The sequence below is a fragment of the Citrobacter sp. Cb041 genome (assembly GCF_030336655.1).
GTDB lineage: Bacteria > Pseudomonadota > Gammaproteobacteria > Enterobacterales > Enterobacteriaceae > Citrobacter > Citrobacter braakii.
Genome location: NZ_JAOWDD010000034.1, coordinates 73978 through 90615 on the forward strand (window position 1 = coordinate 73978; position 16638 = coordinate 90615).

Here is a 16638-nt window from a genome sequence, read left to right on the forward strand (position 1 = left end):
GGGGTTTTATGACGTACGCAGTGGAGTTTCATAACGTCTCGCGTCTGTACGGGGATGTTCGTGCAGTCGATGGGGTGAGTATTGCGATTAACGACGGTGAGTTTTTCTCTATGCTGGGGCCATCCGGCTCCGGCAAGACCACTTGTCTGCGCCTTATTGCAGGGTTTGAGCAACTGTCAGGCGGCGCAATCACCATTTTTGGTAAGCAGGCCAGCGAATTGCCGCCCTGGGAACGGGACGTCAATACGGTATTTCAGGATTATGCGCTATTCCCGCATATGTCGATTCTCGACAATGTCGCCTACGGGCTGATGGTCAAAGGTATTGATAAAAAACAGCGTCACGCAAAAGCACGTGAAGCGCTGAATAAGGTTGCGCTCGGTTTTGTTTATGAACGCAAACCATCGCAACTCTCCGGTGGTCAGCGGCAACGCGTGGCGATTGCCCGCGCGCTGGTCAATGAACCCCGCGTCCTGCTGTTGGATGAACCGCTCGGGGCATTGGATCTTAAGCTGCGTGAGCAGATGCAGTTGGAACTGAAAAAGTTACAGCAATCCCTGGGTATCACCTTCATTTTTGTCACCCACGATCAGGGTGAAGCCCTGTCGATGTCCGATCGTGTGGCGGTGTTTAATAATGGCCGCATCGAACAGGTGGATTCTCCGCGTGAACTGTACATGCGTCCGCGCACACCGTTTGTGGCAAGTTTCGTCGGGACGTCAAATGTTTTTGATGAAACGATGTCAGCGAACGTTTGCGGGCTACAGGGTATGTTTTCCCTGCGTCCGGAACACATTCGCTTGAATGATACCAGTGGCGAAGTCCAGGCCCGGGGGGTTATCCAGGCGGTGCAGTACCAGGGCGCGGCGACACGTTTTGAGCTGAAACTTGTTGGCGGTGAAAAATTGCTGGTTAGCCAGGCGAACCTGACGGGAGAAATGCTGCCGACAACGCTGTCGCCGGGTCAACAGGTGATGGCATCGTGGTCACGCGACGTGATGGTACCGCTGGTTGAGGAGAGGTGAATGGCTATGAATGTCTTACATTCGCCTCCACAGTCGACAAGTCTGAACCGGATCTCAGGGTTCTTCTGGCGTAATCCGGGTCTGGGGCTGTTTTTGCTGCTCCTCGGACCGCTGATGTGGTTTGGGATCGTCTACTTCGGCTCATTACTGACGCTGTTGTGGCAAGGTTTTTATACCTTCGATGATTTCACCATGTCGGTCACACCCGACCTGACGCTGGCGAATTTGCAGGCGCTGTTTAATCCCGCCAACTACGACATCATTTTGCGTACCCTGACGATGGCGGTGGCGGTCACCATTGCCAGCGCGATTCTGGCGTTTCCGATGGCGTGGTATATGGCGCGATATACCAGTGGCAAAATGAAAGCCTTTTTTTACATTGCTGTGATGTTGCCGATGTGGGCCAGCTACATTGTTAAAGCCTACGCATGGACGTTACTGTTGGCTAAAGACGGGGTGGCGCAGTGGTTTTTAACCCATCTGGGGCTGGAGCCGCTGCTGCTTTCGTTCCTGACGCTGCCTGCGGTAGGCGGGAATACGTTGTCGACTTCAGGGTTAGGGCGTTTTCTGGTGTTCGTCTACATCTGGCTGCCGTTTATGATCCTGCCGGTACAGGCCGCGCTGGAGAGACTTCCGCCTTCGCTCTTACAGGCCTCCGCTGATTTGGGCGCTCGTCCGCACCAGACTTTCCGCTATGTGGTCCTGCCACTGGCGATACCCGGTATCGCGGCAGGGTCGATCTTTACCTTCTCTCTGACGTTGGGCGATTTTATCGTGCCGCAACTGGTGGGACCGCCAGGCTATTTCATCGGCAATATGGTGTATTCGCAACAAGGGGCGATCGGCAACATGCCGATGGCGGCGGCATTTACTCTGGTGCCGATTGTGTTAATCGCACTGTATCTGGCGTTCGTGAAGCGTCTGGGAGCTTTCGATGCACTCTGAACGCGCGCCCTGGTTACTCAAACTGGCGGCATGGGGCGGGGTTATTTTCCTGCACTTTCCCATCCTCATCATCGCCACCTATGCTTTTAATACTGAGGAGGCTGCTTTTAGTTTTCCACCGCAGGGGTTAACGCTGAAGTGGTTTAGCGTTGCGGCGCAACGTAGCGATATTCTGGAATCGGTGACGTTGTCACTTAAAATCGCTGCATTGTCGACGGCCATTGCCCTCGTTCTGGGGACGCTGGCCGCTGCCGCACTGTGGCGCAGGGACTTTTTTGGTAAAAGCGCAATATCGCTGTTGCTGCTGTTGCCGATCGCGCTGCCGGGGATTATTACCGGTCTGGCGCTACTGACGGCGTTTAAAACTATCAACCTGGAACCCGGTTTTCTCACCATCGTGGTCGGCCATGCGACGTTTTGCGTGGTGGTGGTATTTAACAACGTCGTGGCGCGTTTTCGCCGTACCTCATGGAGTCTGGTTGAAGCGTCTATGGATCTTGGCGCCAACGGCTGGCAAACCTTTCGTTATGTCGTGCTGCCAAATCTGGCGTCGGCACTGCTGGCGGGAGGGATGCTGGCGTTTGCTTTGTCGTTTGATGAAATCATCGTGACAACGTTCACCGCCGGACATGAAAGAACACTTCCTTTGTGGCTGCTCAATCAACTGGGTCGACCACGAGATGTGCCTGTCACCAACGTTGTGGCATTGCTGGTAATGCTGGTGACAACACTGCCAATTTTAGGGGCCTGGTGGCTAACGCGTGAAGGCGACACTCTCGCCGGAAACGGTAAATAAACGACGATATGGGAAATTGCTATGCAACATCAATTACTGATTAATGGCGAGCTGGTCAACGGTGAAGGTGAAAAGCAGCCAGTCTATAACCCTGCCACTGGAGAACGCATTCTGGAGATTGCCGAGGCGTCAGCCGGGCAGGTTGATGCGGCGGTACGTGCAGCAGACAGCGCATTTGCCACCTGGGGACAAACCACACCGAAAGTCCGTTCCGAACTGCTGCTGAAACTGGCGGATGCTATCGCCGATAACGCGCAAACCTTCGCTGAGCTGGAATCGCTTAACTGTGGTAAGCCGCTGCACTGTGTCCTTAACGATGAAATTCCGGCAATCGTCGACGTTTTCCGCTTCTTCGCCGGGGCAGCTCGTACCCTGCAAGGACAGGCGGCTGGAGAGTATCTGGAAGGGCATACGTCGATGATTCGTCGGGATCCGCTGGGCGTGGTGGCCTCTATCGCGCCGTGGAACTACCCGCTGATGATGGCGGCGTGGAAGCTGGCACCGGCGCTGGCGGCGGGTAATTGTGTGGTGATTAAACCGTCAGAAATTACCCCGCTAACGGCACTTAAACTGGCTGAATTTGCCAAAGATATTTATCCGCCAGGCGTTATCAACGTGCTGTTTGGCCGTGGCAAAACGGTGGGTGACCCGCTGACCGGTCATGAAAAAGTCCGGATGGTTTCCCTGACCGGCTCCATTGCGACCGGTGAACACATTATCCAGCACACCGCGCCTTCGATTAAGCGCACACATATGGAGCTGGGCGGCAAAGCCCCGGTCATCATTTTTGATGATGCCGATCTGGATGCAGTGGTGAGCGGCGTGCGAACCTTTGGGTATTACAACGCCGGGCAAGACTGTACCGCCGCTTGTCGAATCTATGCCCAGAAAGGCATTTATGACGCGTTGGTTGAGAAACTTGGTGCCGCGGTTGCCAGTCTGAAAATCGGTGCACCGAATGACGAATCGACTGAGCTGGGGCCGGTAAGCTCGCAGGCGCACCTCGATCGCGTGACTAAAGCGGTCGATGAAGCCAAAGCACTGGGGCATATCAAAGTCATCACCGGTGGTAAAAAAGTGGACGGCGCAGGCTACTACTTTGCTCCGACGCTGCTGGCCGGAGCGAAGCAGGAAGATGCTATCGTGCAGCGGGAAGTTTTCGGTCCGGTGGTCAGCGTCACCGTATTTGAGGATGAAGATCAGGTGCTGGCGTGGGCTAACGATTCGAAATACGGCCTGGCATCCTCCGTCTGGACTCGGGATGTGGGGCGCGCGCATCGAATTAGCGCTCGCCTGCAGTATGGTTGCACCTGGGTCAATACCCACTTCACGCTGGTCAGCGAGATGCCGCACGGCGGACAAAAACAGTCTGGTTATGGCAAGGATATGTCGGTTTACGGGCTGGAAGATTACACGATTGTTCGCCATGTCATGATCAAGCATGAGTAATATCTGAAGCGCGAGCAATAAATGCGGCACGGATAGCTAAATACTGGCAAACGTGTGTCTATATTATTCGCGCCACTGGCCTCGTCGCCATCGGACGGCGGTAAGTTGGAAATATCCGCGAGGTCAGGCTATTAATACAACAAAGCCCCGGCTTAATGTCAGGGCTTTGTGCTTTCAGGATCGTCATCCGATTATCCGCGCCGCAAGCTGCAAATCCAGGCGAGTAGCGCACAGACGCTCAGAACCAGCCCCAGTTGTTGCACCATGCCTGCAACCCCCAGCATCATTCCCAGCAACAGGTAATAGCTTAATCCGAATAATGCACCGGCGGCCCCGGCCTGTTCACGATAGTGGCGTAGGGCCTGACTCAGCACATTAGGGATCGCGATGCCATAGGCAATCACCGCGCCGAAAACCGGTATCAGAATCCACGCGGAGTGCTGTAACCACCACGCGGCGAGGCCTGACAATGCTGCCAGCGCACAGGCATAACGTACCCTCTGTTCCGACGTCAGGTCTGTCGTCAATAATCTCCGGTTCAGCAGGCTGCCCGACAGCGAAGCAAACGCAAGTAGTCCCCCCGTCCAGCCAAAGGCTCTGGAACTCCATCCCAATTGCCCGAAAAGAAACGGAGCCAGGCTGTAATAGCTAAACAGCATGGTGTTCAGCAGCGCAACCAGCATGGTATTTTTCCACAGCTCGCGGTCACGCATCATGCGGGAGAGCAGTGCAGCAAGGCTGGGTCTGAGCGTATTTTCGGGCCGGGTTTCTGGCAGCATGGTCGCAGTCAGTAGCAGCAGTAGCAGCGCCAGCAGCACAAGGGCAATAAATACACCGGTATGACCATACAGGCTAACCAACCAACCTCCGCTTAGCAGGCCGAAAACGGGACTCAATGCCAGCGCAGCGCCCATCACGGAAAAGACGCGGGATAGCGCAGTTGATTCATAAGTGTCCCGTAACATGGTCTGTACCACCACTGACCCGGCAGCCGCGCCGATGGCTGAGATCATCCGCGCCAGCAGCAAAACGCTGAAGTCAGTGGCAACCACGGCCAGGGCACAACCTGACCCATAGCAGATAAGTCCTGCCAGCATCGCCCAACGTCGACCGATGCAGTCGCTCAGCCAACCCCACATCGCCACGCCGATGGCGAAGGCAATAAAATAAACGGAGAGTGTTTGCGCCGCGCGCTCACTGCTTACGTGATAAGACGTGGCAATCCCTGGCAATGCCGGGCTATAAATGGTTTCCACCAGTTGCGGAAACATAATCAGCAAAGTAAGAAGCCACAGCGGCGGGCGGCGAAGAGTGTTCATAGCAATATCCAGAGAGACAGAAAACTGGCGGGCATTATTGCTGAAAGGGAGGTGTCGCATTACCATTATCAAGACTTTAAATATCAACTATCGGACAGATAATGGAAATTGCCCCGGATGATGATTTCGATGCGGATAGCTTTGATAAACCGGTAATCGGGATTGCCTCCGAGATGGGCGTACACGATTCCGGCCGGCATAGCCATCTTCGTCATCAGCTACTTTTTTCGGCAGCGGGAAGCATTACGATTGAGCTGGAGCATGCCCTGTGTCTGCTACCGCCACGGCGCGCGGTCTGGATCCCGGCTGGTACGGTACATCGCGCCATAATGCGTGGGGTGATGGCTTATCGTTCGTTGTATTTTTCAACTACATTGCCGTTATCTAAGTTACCGCTGCAGATAGTCGACGTTAATCCTCTCTTTTTTGAAGTAATAGAACGTATGGCTTTCTGGCCATGGGAAATGCCTGCCGCGCAGCAGGCCAGTCTTATCACCGTTTTCTGTGAGGAAATGCGGGCCGCCCGCAGTGAAAACTGGACGTTGCAGTTTCCCTCAGATCCACGGCTGAACGTGTGGCTTGAAGGAGTACGTATGGGCGAATTGCCACCACGACTAAATCAATTATCCCAACGGGTTGGGGCATGCGAGAGGACGATCAGTCGAATATTTACCAGGGATACCGGGATGAATTATCAGAGCTGGCGGCAGCAATTTAGACTATTAAAAGCCATGGAGATGCTGGCTGACGGGGGGCAGATCAGCCAGGTGGCGCAATATCTGGAATTTGTCAGTGACAGTGCTTTAATCGCTTTTTTCCATCAGCATACCGGCACAACACCGAGTCGTTATGCGGGCAATATAATGCCGCAGAAGTATTAGGGGGATTACATACTAAGGATAATTTACCGGGTGGCAGGAGAGTGGGAAAATCGTGTACTAATGGCAGAGAGAAGAGCCTCTCTGCCAGCAGACGCTGCAATTAATCAAGAAGAACGACATCAAGCAAACCAGCCAAACCTTGCGGAAATCAGACTGAAAAGTCCTACAGCAGCAAATATATTTATCAGCACCACAGTTTTACTGGAAACATTCATTTGTGCCACCTTTCGTTTTAACCCTTATGGGTATAGTACGGGTTATAACTATCCGCAATAGTACGGATTCTGAACATAATGAAAACGGCTTGTTTTACCGGCGTTTCTCTTAAAATAATTAATAAAACTTGATGTGGGTCATGAAAAAGAGCATATTGCGCGCGATTTTACCTTTCGGCCCGGATGCCTGACATGTCTCTGTACCAAAAAATGTTGGTTTTTTATGCGGTGATGGCCGCTATCACGGCAATCATCACCTGGTTTCTTTCCCGCGATAAAAAGCGGATTCGTTTTCTCAGCGCGGTATTAGTCGGGGCGACCTGGCCGATGAGTTTTCCCGTCGCGTTAATGTTTTCTCTCTTCTGATGACGGCGTAAACGCCGTTTCAGGAGGAAAGCAGGGCATCTAATCGTTTTTTGTCGGCTGCGCAAACATCCTGCGGATGCTGATATCCCACGTTTTCATTGGCGCGGGTATACAAAGCGACCAGCCAGTCGTAAACGTAACGGCTTGCGCCATGCGAAGGTTGTTCATCCAGTTTCGTCAACCGTAACATCGGCTGTTGCGCCGGGGCACTAAAAATAGCCGATCCTTTTTGGATCCTGCTGGCCGGACGCTGTTCCTCTGCCACGCTGGCAAATCCAAGCCAGGTAATAAAATCCCCAATATCGGCGTGAAGCTGCGCGGCGCAGACGTTTTCTCGCTGCATAATGCGCTGTAAGCGTTGCGGCATCTCCAGCCGATAGCTGGTGGTAACGAGGATATCGGCAACCTGCCTTAGCGTACGCGGCTCGAGACGTAATCGGCGCGCATTATTTTCATCGCGACACCACTGGCGCACGTGGTTAACCCACATTTTGTGCGCCTGATACCCGGCCTCTTTGCTTTCCGGCGAGTGCGGTGTGTCACGCACCTCGGCAAACAGGTCAATCTCTTCATTAAATAATCCGCTCACCTGTTCCTCGCGCGGCTGCTGAACACGCAGCAGCGACTCAAAGAGGCGCATCGGCGGAAGCAAACCGTCCAGGAGTTCGCCATGCTTTGCCGCCTGGGCCTGGAGCTGGCGGATCACCGACTCATTGCTACCCGATTCGGTTTCAACGGGATTAATCCAGCCTATCAAGGTTTCGCGTACACGCTGCTGGTGCTGCTCACGCAGGGAGGTCAATCTCGCCTGGCGTTGCTGGGGCGAGGTTGCCTGAGTCAGCCATTCGACGAGGCGTTGTAAGCTGTGTTTATCCAGCGCCTGCAGCGTGCCCCAGTGCAGTCCGGGTTTGCCCATTAATTGCTGCACAGATTCATCAAGATTTTGCTGAGTGCTAAACCGCGCATCCTGCGGAGTAATGGCCCAGACCACTCCCGGCAATGCGGCGTCATGTACGGGCTGAGTGTCGTTAACCCAGCCCAGCAGCTTGCGGGTGATGGCGGGCGTCTGGGAGCGGGTAGATACCGCATTACAGATTAAAAGTACATCCGGTTGCAGATGCTGGCGATAATGTTCCAGCATCCAGCCTAATTTGGCCTGCCACAATGGATGGGGATGAACATCCGGGGCGAGGGGAATATCCAGAAGATCGACATTCTCCAGTACCGCGTCTTCAACCGTCAGGACCAGCTCGCGCGTGAGCAGCGCCAGCGAAGCCTGAGAAAGGCTGACCGCATTGAGCAACTGATCATTTTCTATTGGATGAACCACCACATCGCTTTGCGCCTCATTCCCGTTCAATGCTACCTGAGTCAGGAAACTCTCGGCAGGTAAACCAAAATGGTCAACCAGCAGGCTCAGCGGAGCCGCGAGTTCTTGCGCGCTCCCGGTTTGTTGCAGCGTATGCGCCAGCGCCAACCACTGTTGCGTCAACTCTGGCTGTTCTCCCCACAGTAACGCCCAGGCGTTTGCCCGGGTAGTCAGATCCAGTGCGGGTAGCAGCGTGGCAAACTGATGCCATAGCGCGTCGTCAAATTGCTGTTGTCTGGCCGGTACGCAGGCGCGCCAGAAACGGCCAATTGCCGCGACATCATGCGCGGTAATGCCCGGCACCGGATGACGCTGGCGCAACGTTTGCCATTTTTCCAGGCGCGCCTCAATAATCGATTTCTCGACCTGGCGGTTGTCCGCAAGCGCACAGAACTGGGTAATAAATAGCTGTACCAGTTCGGCTTCACTGAGTAGCCGCAGGCGCAACGGCCATTCACCATCGAGCGGATTTTCATCACGCGTAAAGCGGATCGCCATGTTGGTTGGCGCATGACCAGGATTAATATGTGAAAAGTAATCAAAGCTGCGATCCGGGGTAACGATATTCACTTTGCCATTGGCGTTGCTGCACAATGCTGTGAGCAGGTGCGCTTTTGCCGATTGCGAATGTCCGTAAAGCCCAACGCATCCTCGCGATGAAAAGGTCGTCTTCAACGCAGATTCATTAACGGCGGCCAGGGTGAGCTGTGCCAACAGGGCATCCGCTTCATCATCAAGACGCGCCGCACGCTGACGGGTATCAGTTACCCACTCGATGGTGGCCTGCGCGGTGTTTAACATCTTACTCATTTCAGGTACACGCTCCCGCTATCAATCCAGTAATGGCTCCCGCTATGGCGTCGGTCTGCCAGCGTATTCAGTTTTAACGTTAAGGCATTGGCGGCAACGGGAGTGCCATCCTGTAACCACGCATCGCTCAGTACGAAAAATTCCGGGCCGCTTTCTTTGCTACCACCGCGTAGCTGCAGCCGTACATTCAACACGCCATCTCCGGCGATGGTTTTTGCCAGTTCGGCAGAATTTATGCTGAGCGTATACAGCGGTGTGGCAGGCCAACGGCTGTTGGCCAGTTGGCGGAAACCTAACGTAACGTTGCCGCGCAATGGGAAGTGCAGGCGGGCATCCAGCTTCGCGCCGGGCTTATCCAGATCGATATCGTGATACCAGATGTTCTCATCACGCAGCGTATTGACCGTATTATCCAACACGCCGAGATAACGTACGGTCGAGTAAGCGCCGATATCGGCAGCTTTAAAGTTGAAACGCGGTAAGCGTAGATCCAGCGCCAGGCTACACAACATGGCACCAACTGCTGCGGTGGATTTGGGGTTACCAATCCGCCCTTGTTGGCTGAACGGATACCACTCATGTACGCGGTAGTTATCCATCCAGATCATACGATTAACCGGAACGGGCTGCAGATGGCGGATCAACGCCTGTACGCCCGGTAAACAGGCGGGTCTGCCGGTCACTAATAAAATATCGCAGCGATAGTGTGAAATGGCCTCACAGACCGCATGCAGTGGGGAGGTCAGGGTAAACTGGCCCGCCAGTAACGCTTCTTGTAACTGCCTGAACTGCACCTGTAACGGCACGCTCAACACATCAAACGCTGGCGATCCCGCAGGTAACGCATGATCGATAGCCTGCTGGATGTAATTCAGCACGTTGCGCGTTGGTTGCTGGCTCAGGAGTTCGCCAAAGGTGGCATGCAGACCCGCTACCGGATCGTTAATATCACTTTGTTCCCAGGCTGAAAGTACCGCATGACCGAGCGGCATAAAGAGTTGTAACGCCGTTTGTTGACGCAAAATCGCCTGGGTGTCGATGCGCCCGGAATCGCCAAATAGCGTAGCCAGCAATGCGGCGGCGTCGGTCACGCCAGCTTGTTGCAGGCGGGTTTGCAGCGCAGGCAACACGCAACGCTGAATCACGTCCAGCAGCATGTCATCGCCCGCAACCTTAAAGCCTTCACGGAACAGCAGGTGCGGGGTAATTTTGACGTTTGTACCCACGCCGTCATCAAGCTGGTAATGGACGACGGCCATATCCGTTGTCCCGCCGCCAATGTCGATCGATGCCACGCGCAGCGCACGACCTTTAGTCTCACCAGGCTCCGGCAGACGGTCCGGGCGGGCAAGGGCGTTAAAGAACGATTCGGTGTGACCATCGTAGTGAGAGATAGCTTCGTTATACAGCCACACCAGTTGCCCGCAGCTGGCCTCATCCCATTCCATCTGGATCTCAGGTACGGGAACCACGCTCTTTTCCTGCTGTTTACGGGTGGTGAAGTCTTCATCCTGCGGGTGCCAGCCCATCGCTTTCCAGACCAACGCAATAGCTTCAAACATGCGCAGGCGGAAAATCTCGCGCTCCTGTTTGGGCATCGCCGACGGCAGGGTCAGGATCAGCGTACGCAACTGACGAGGAGATGCCGGGAATCCGAGGCGCAAACGCGTCGCCACGCTGTTAATTTGCCCCAGCGCCTGGGCCAGTATTTCGCACAACATATGCGTCATCAGCGTACTGCGGCTGTATTGCGGTGAGAATACCGGCAGACGATCATCCTGCGGCAGGCTGAACAGCGGTTGCCCGTCATCGTTCATCAGGTTCATCAGCGGGAAGGCGGTAGCCAGTGGTTCGCGCTGGGTTTTGCCATTCATCTGGCTAAAGCGCCAGTCATGCAACACCGGCGTTTCGTCCCACAGATAACGGCGCGGGCTGGAGATCCCACTGCTGCCTTCAGTGCCCATGCGCTGCATCGCCAGCTTTCGGGCTTCATCGCCAACGCGGACAATCGACGGCCAGATAAAGGCATCATCACGACCGCTCTCCACGGAAAAGTGCTGCTTACCAAAACGCGCTTCGGAAAACTCCAGTCGGCTGGTGAACAACGGATCGTTGAGAAACTGTGGCTCGCTTAACGAACGCACCTGCAATTCGGCTGTCTGGCGCAGTCCGTCATTGGCATCCCCGTGATCTTCAATCAGGACGCCACAGGTATGGGTGTTACCGATATCCAGGATAAGATCAACGGGAATGGCGGGCGTGCTGAGGGTATGCGTGACCAGTTTCACTTCCGGGACGGAAAGCTGCTCGCCTAACAGGGTCAGCACATTCAGCCAGTGCGCCTGATATTCAAAGTTACGCAGCGCCTGCTGGATCTCTTGTTCTGAGCGGTTCTCATGCTGTGTGACATGATGCATAAAGGATTCGCGCAACCAGCCGTCAATCCAGGTCTGGTCGAGGAAATCGGCAATTTCGTTGTCATGCCAGGCCAGCGCAAATCGCGTACCGTTCAGCAGGTCATTTTCGTTGGGGGTTAACGCCGCAGGGGCATTTTCAGTGAGCTGGCTGTCCAGCGCCACGGTGACGCGGTGGGTGTTGCCCGCGCTGTCAGGTTGCGCCAGCTTTCGCACCTGTACGCGCGCCCAGTTATCCGGGCCTTCAACGAACGTACGCGGCGGATTAAAGCGCAGGAACGGCAGCGGCAGCCAGACACCGTCGAGCACGTCCAGCGAATAATGCAGCTTCTGGGTGCTTTCCGGCTTCACCACTTCGGGCTGACCGCCGGTGCTGCCAGGTAAGGTATAACGTCCGGTTGTCAGATCGAAATCCAGCCGCAGCAGGGGACCGTTTGCCGTTTTGCGCACAAAGCGTCCATGATGCGCAGATTCCTGCGGCGTCAGGCCAAAATCCAGAAATTGCACACCGCTATTGGCGATGAGCGTCACGCTCTGTTTGTAGTCACACAGATTCACCAACATAAAATCAGGCACCTATCTTTTTGATCGTCAGAGGGATTTCCGCGTGATCGTCATAACGTGCGGTACAGGCTGCGACGTCATTGGTTCCCGCTTTGCAGGTAATTTCCGGCATCGGATAACGTGACCCGTCCGTACAACGGGCATTCCCGCGACTCTTAATCATTAATTCACCTGACTGATGCAAACCGGAGAAAATCTCGGCACGACAAACAATATTGTCGCCATGAACCACGCGCGCAGTGCCTTTATTGGCCTGGATCTGATAGCGCAACGACGGCGCTTTACCGCTAACCGGATCTTTAACATCAACCATTACGCGCCAGTTACCGTTGAGAAAACGCGTCGTTCCTGCCTTCATCTGGTTGGCATCCATCACCAGCGCATCTTTCGGAATCGCGGCGATCACGACCGGTCCCTCGACAGGTTTTTCTTTTTTGGCAGCCGGAACCACTTCAGCCCGATGCAGCGGCAGTGCAGATGTCAGTTCTGGCAGCGGTGCCATATCTGCCTTAGCGACGTCTCCAGGGGGAACAGCGGGTACGGGCTGGGTGGTCTGTTGCTTCCACAGCAGCGGCCCAACCATGGCTGCAATGATCACCGCGGCAACGGGCAGGCTCCACAGCGGCAGGCGGCGTGCGGGTTTCTTCTGTGCGAGCGGCGGCGAGACTTCAGGTTCGTTAACAACGACCGGGGGTTGTGGTTCAGGTTCAGGTTCAGCCGGTTTAGGTAGCTCAACCACTGGAGTCAACAAAGGCGCCTCGGCCTCGGCGAAGGTGATTGGGGCAGTGATTTCTTCTTCCGGCTCAGGCTCCGCTACGGTGACGACCGGAGGAATATCGGCAAGGCGCAGGCAATCGAGCACATCGTCGCGAGGATTTTCATTCAGATTGACGAAACCCCAGAACGTAATAACGGGTTTACCTTCAACCAGAAACACGTGATTCTCACCAGGAAACTGGATGGCTTTTTCCAGCAGTGAGCCAAACAGTTGCAGAGAGGTTTTACCCGATTGCAGATTTTTACGGCTCAGCGCCGCCGCATTTTCCAGCGTGCTCCCCAGATAGCGCAGCGCACGAAAACGGGCCTCTTCATCAGCGGCTTTCCATGCAACGGCTTTCCCTTCAATCGGCGAATACCAGTCAACGCGATCGCCGTTGTCGTTAATTTGTGGGATCGCCAGACAATCCACCATCGCCTGCTGTTTACGCAGGCGAAGCGTTTCACGAATTTGCAATGCTGAATCAAACACGGCCTGACCACCGCCACCCACGGCCTGATAGTCATCCAAATTGCCGCTGCGCAAGAGAGTTTTTGCCACGTTGTTACCCCTTAGACTTCTTCACGTATCTACTTTACGTTTTATAAAAACGAGCAAACGGTGGAAGAGAGGCAAAAAGGGGCGAATTTTCATGGCATAGAGTGCCGGGAAAAATCTTGACGTTTTGAAAAAGACTTAAGGGAAATTAATTCGCTTAGGGTGATGAATTATTCAGCAAAATACACCGGATTAGAATAACCTGATAGTGATTTGTTATTGGTCAGTTTTTGTCAGCTATGCTCTGATATCCCGGTTAATAATAAAATAAGAAGGCTTATAACCATGATTGCAAGGAAAACGTTACTCGCGCTGGCGCTCAGCGCCGTCTTACCATCAGGCGCGGCGTTCGCGGCCAATACTGACACTCTCATTTACTGCTCAGAAGCGTCGCCAGAGTCATTTAACCCGCAAATCGCCAGTTCCGGTCCATCGTTTGTGGCCAGCTCACAGGTGCTCTACAACCGACTCATCAACTTTGATCCGGTAAAAAATACGCCAGTTCCGTCTCTGGCAACGGACTGGACGATTTCGCCGGACGGTAAGACCTACACTTTTACCCTGCGTCAGGGCGTGAAATTCAACAGTAATAAATTCTTCATACCAACCCGTGACTTCAACGCTGATGACGTGGTTTTCTCGGTATTACGACAGAAAGATGCCGATCATCCATACCACAAAATTTCTCAGGGAAGCTACGAATACTTCAACGATGTCGGTCTGGATAAACTGATTAAAGAAGTGAAGAAGGTCGATGATTATCACGTTCAGTTTATCCTTAATGAACCTAACGCCGCGTTTCTTGCCGACTGGGGAATGGATTTTGCCTCCATCCTCTCTGCAGAATATGCTGACGTGATGCTGAAAAAAGGCACCCCGGAAAACGTCGATAACTGGCCAATTGGCACCGGGCCATACGTGTTGCAACAGTACAAGCAGGATTCGCAAATCCGCTATCTCGCCAACCCGAACTACTGGGACGGCGCCGTCCCCACGAAGCACCTGATCTTCTCAATCACGCCAAACGTACAGACCCGATTGGCGAAACTGCAAACCAATGAATGTCAGATAATTCCGGCGCCTGCGCCCGTACAGTTTGACGAGATTAAGAAGAATAAAGATTTGACGCTGCATTCGGTTGAAGCGCTGAACGTCGGGTATCTGGCGTTTAATACCGAGAAAAAACCGTTTAATAACGTGCTGGTGCGTCAGGCGCTTAACTACGCGACAGACAAAAAGGCCATTATTAACGCCGTCTTTTTAGGTTCCGGTACGGTGGCAAAATCGCCAATTCCGCCGAATATGTTGGGGTTCAATAAAGATCTGCAGGATTACGCTTACGACCCGCAAAAAGCGAAAGATCTGCTGAAACAGGCGGGACTGGAAAACGGCTTTGAAGCGACGCTGTGGTCAATGCCGGTTCAGCGCCCATACAACCCGAACTCCCGACGGATTGCCGAGATGATCCAAAGCGACTGGGCGAAGGTTGGCGTGAAGGCGAAAATTGTGTCGTACGAGTGGGGCGAATATCTCTCCGGAATGCGTAAAGGTGAGCATGACACCGCGTTGTTCGGTTGGATGTCAGACAACGGCGATCCGGATAACTTCGCCGATGTACTGCTGGGCTGTGACAGCATTAAAACCGGATCTAACGCCGCGCGCTGGTGCGATAAAGAGTATAATTCGCTGGTTCAAAAGGCGAAACTGGTGAGTAAACCGGAAGAACGCGCCGCGCTTTACCAGCAATCGCAAGAGATTTTCTACCAGCAGGCTCCGTGGATTGCGTTGGCAAACGGGAAAACGTTTTACGCGACGCGCAGCAACGTCAGCGGATACAGCGTTAGCCTGATGGGCAGCGATTTTTCAAAAGCAAAATTAAATTAATGAGTTAAGGAGAGGTTATGTCGCATCTGGATGAGGTCAGCGCACGTGTTGATGCCGCCATTGAAGAGAGCGTCATTACGCATATGAATGAATTGCTGATTGAACTCAGCGATGATGTCGTGCTGAGCCGGGAAGAACGTTACACCCAGCAACAGCGTTTGCGTACGGCTATCGCACATCATGGCCGTCAGCATAAAGAGGATATGGAAACCCGTCGCGAACAGTTGACCAAAGGCGGCACAATCCTTTAATTCGTTGTGGCCAGATGGCGAAGTAACATCTTATCCGGCCTGCATGTTCAGGCCGGATAAGCGCAATTAAAACGAACGTCTCGCCACCAGCCAGGCCCCAACGACCAGCAGCACCGCGCCGCAGACCGGCCCCACCAACGCCCGCAGCGGCACGCCATGACTGCGCAGAATATCCAGCACCAGTCCGCCGATTAACTGGCTGGCCACCAGCACCGCGATAGTAGTTGCAGCGCCCACATTTTGGTATCCACTGATGCTGGCAAAAACAAAGAACGATCCCAGCAAGCCAGGGATTAGCGTCCACCAGCGCACGCTGGAAACCAGTTCCCCAAACCCCGCCATACCTTGCTTAAACCACAGTATGCTGACAAACAGCACGATCCCGACCAGCGAGTTAAGTAACATGGCGATGAGGATCGTCGAGGACGTCTGCGTGATGCGTACCATCAAGGTATTTTGCACCACCAGACCAATACCTGCGGCAATCAGAAAGGAGAGGGTTAGCGTCTGGTTCATCTGCTGGCATCCGGTTCGCGGCGATCGTCTAACTGCAACTGCATAAAAGTCAGATCCAGCCAGCGCCCAAATTTCGTGCCAACCTGTGGCATTTGCGCGGTGGTTTTAAAACCCAGCGTGCTGTGCAGATGCAGCGACGCCTGATTCTGAGACTCAATGCCCGCAACCATCACATGCTTGCCGCACGCGCGGGCTTCTTCTATTAACTTGCTGAGCAGCGCTCGTCCCAGGCCTTTACCCTGATGAGCAGGATGGACATATACCGAATGTTCAACGGTATGACGGAATCCATCAAAGTTACGCCAGTCGCCAAAGGAGGCGTACCCTGTAATCACGCCATTCTCTTCACTCACCAGCACCGGGTAGCCCATCAACTGGCGGGCTTGATACCATGAGATACGGTTTTCGGCATCGACCGTTTGATCGTTCCAGATAGCCGCCGTATGCAGTACCGCGTGGTTGTAGATTTCTGCAATGGCGGCACAGTCTTCTTTGCTGGCAAATCGAATGGACATGTTG

At 54.0% G+C, this 16638-nt stretch carries 15 protein-coding genes; 8 read left to right on the top strand and 7 right to left on the bottom strand.

Going from position 1 to position 16638, the window contains the following annotated elements:
* Positions 1–8 precede the first annotated feature (8 nt).
* From OGV52_RS08060 to patD, 4 genes are read left to right on the top strand one after another with little or no spacing between them, the layout of a single operon-like run.
* Positions 9–1025: an ABC transporter ATP-binding protein gene (locus OGV52_RS08060; RefSeq protein WP_287108333.1), complete on the top strand. Its 1017-nt coding sequence runs from the start codon at positions 9–11 to the stop codon at positions 1023–1025.
* Entirely contained in the window at positions 1026–1970 is a 945-nt protein-coding gene (locus OGV52_RS08065) for an ABC transporter permease (protein ID WP_016153152.1), read from the top strand.
* Positions 1960–2766 carry an ABC transporter permease gene (locus OGV52_RS08070; protein WP_003020204.1) on the top strand — a complete coding sequence of 269 codons (807 nt, stop codon included), beginning with the start codon at positions 1960–1962 and terminating at the stop codon, positions 2764–2766. The genes OGV52_RS08065 and OGV52_RS08070 overlap by 11 nt, the downstream gene beginning before the upstream one ends.
* A gap of 21 nt (positions 2767–2787) precedes the next feature.
* Positions 2788–4215, top strand: coding sequence for an aminobutyraldehyde dehydrogenase (gene patD, locus OGV52_RS08075; RefSeq protein ID WP_287108334.1), 1428 nt, complete (start codon positions 2788–2790; stop codon positions 4213–4215).
* 191 nt (positions 4216–4406) lie between these two features.
* Here patD and OGV52_RS08080 read toward each other — a convergent pair whose 3' ends face one another.
* Positions 4407–5534 carry a multidrug effflux MFS transporter gene (locus OGV52_RS08080; protein ID WP_115190564.1) on the bottom strand — a complete coding sequence of 376 codons (1128 nt, stop codon included), beginning with the start codon at positions 5532–5534 and terminating at the stop codon, positions 4407–4409.
* Positions 5535–5635: 101 nt separating this feature from the next.
* Between OGV52_RS08080 and OGV52_RS08085 the strand changes: the two genes are divergently transcribed.
* On the top strand, positions 5636–6415 hold the full coding sequence (locus OGV52_RS08085) for an AraC family transcriptional regulator (protein ID WP_287108336.1): 780 nt from the start codon (positions 5636–5638) through the stop codon (positions 6413–6415).
* Between the two features lie 119 nt (positions 6416–6534).
* On the opposite strand, the gene yncL is transcribed toward OGV52_RS08085, so the two are convergent.
* On the bottom strand, positions 6535–6630 hold the full coding sequence (gene yncL, locus OGV52_RS08090; protein WP_071524268.1) for a stress response membrane protein YncL: 96 nt from the start codon (positions 6628–6630) through the stop codon (positions 6535–6537).
* 192 nt (positions 6631–6822) lie between these two features.
* On the opposite strand from yncL, the gene OGV52_RS08095 reads away from it, so the two are divergent.
* Positions 6823–6996, top strand: a complete 174-nt coding sequence (locus OGV52_RS08095) for a GhoT/OrtT family toxin (RefSeq protein WP_016153148.1) — start codon at positions 6823–6825, stop codon at positions 6994–6996.
* 19 nt (positions 6997–7015) lie between these two features.
* Here the strand turns inward: OGV52_RS08095 and OGV52_RS08100 are convergent, their stop codons facing one another.
* The 3 genes from OGV52_RS08100 to OGV52_RS08110 are packed head-to-tail and all read right to left on the bottom strand — an operon-like array spanning position 7016 to position 13471.
* Positions 7016–9175 carry a virulence factor SrfC family protein gene (locus OGV52_RS08100; protein WP_287108338.1) on the bottom strand — a complete coding sequence of 720 codons (2160 nt, stop codon included), beginning with the start codon at positions 9173–9175 and terminating at the stop codon, positions 7016–7018.
* The gene (locus OGV52_RS08105; protein ID WP_046275606.1) at positions 9172–12153 is read right to left on the bottom strand and encodes a virulence factor SrfB; all 2982 of its coding nucleotides are present in this window, start codon (positions 12151–12153) and stop codon (positions 9172–9174) included. Before OGV52_RS08105 ends, OGV52_RS08100 begins: the two co-directional genes overlap by 4 nt.
* 4 nt (positions 12154–12157) lie before the next feature.
* Positions 12158–13471, bottom strand: a complete 1314-nt coding sequence (locus OGV52_RS08110; protein WP_287108339.1) for an SrfA family protein — start codon at positions 13469–13471, stop codon at positions 12158–12160.
* A gap of 282 nt (positions 13472–13753) precedes the next feature.
* Here OGV52_RS08110 and OGV52_RS08115 point away from each other — a divergent pair, with 282 nt between their 5' ends.
* Positions 13754–15352: an ABC transporter substrate-binding protein gene (locus tag OGV52_RS08115; protein ID WP_287108340.1), complete on the top strand. Its 1599-nt coding sequence runs from the start codon at positions 13754–13756 to the stop codon at positions 15350–15352.
* Between the two features lie 17 nt (positions 15353–15369).
* The gene (locus OGV52_RS08120; RefSeq protein WP_016153143.1) at positions 15370–15603 is read left to right on the top strand and encodes a YdcY family protein; all 234 of its coding nucleotides are present in this window, start codon (positions 15370–15372) and stop codon (positions 15601–15603) included.
* Positions 15604–15669: 66 nt separating this feature from the next.
* On the opposite strand, the gene OGV52_RS08125 is transcribed toward OGV52_RS08120, so the two are convergent.
* Positions 15670–16119 (bottom strand): DMT family transporter, encoded by a 450-nt coding sequence (locus tag OGV52_RS08125; protein ID WP_016156572.1) that lies wholly within the window; start codon positions 16117–16119, stop codon positions 15670–15672.
* Positions 16116–16634: a GNAT family N-acetyltransferase gene (locus OGV52_RS08130; protein WP_287108342.1), complete on the bottom strand. Its 519-nt coding sequence runs from the start codon at positions 16632–16634 to the stop codon at positions 16116–16118. Before OGV52_RS08130 ends, OGV52_RS08125 begins: the two co-directional genes overlap by 4 nt.
* Positions 16635–16638 lie beyond the last annotated feature (4 nt).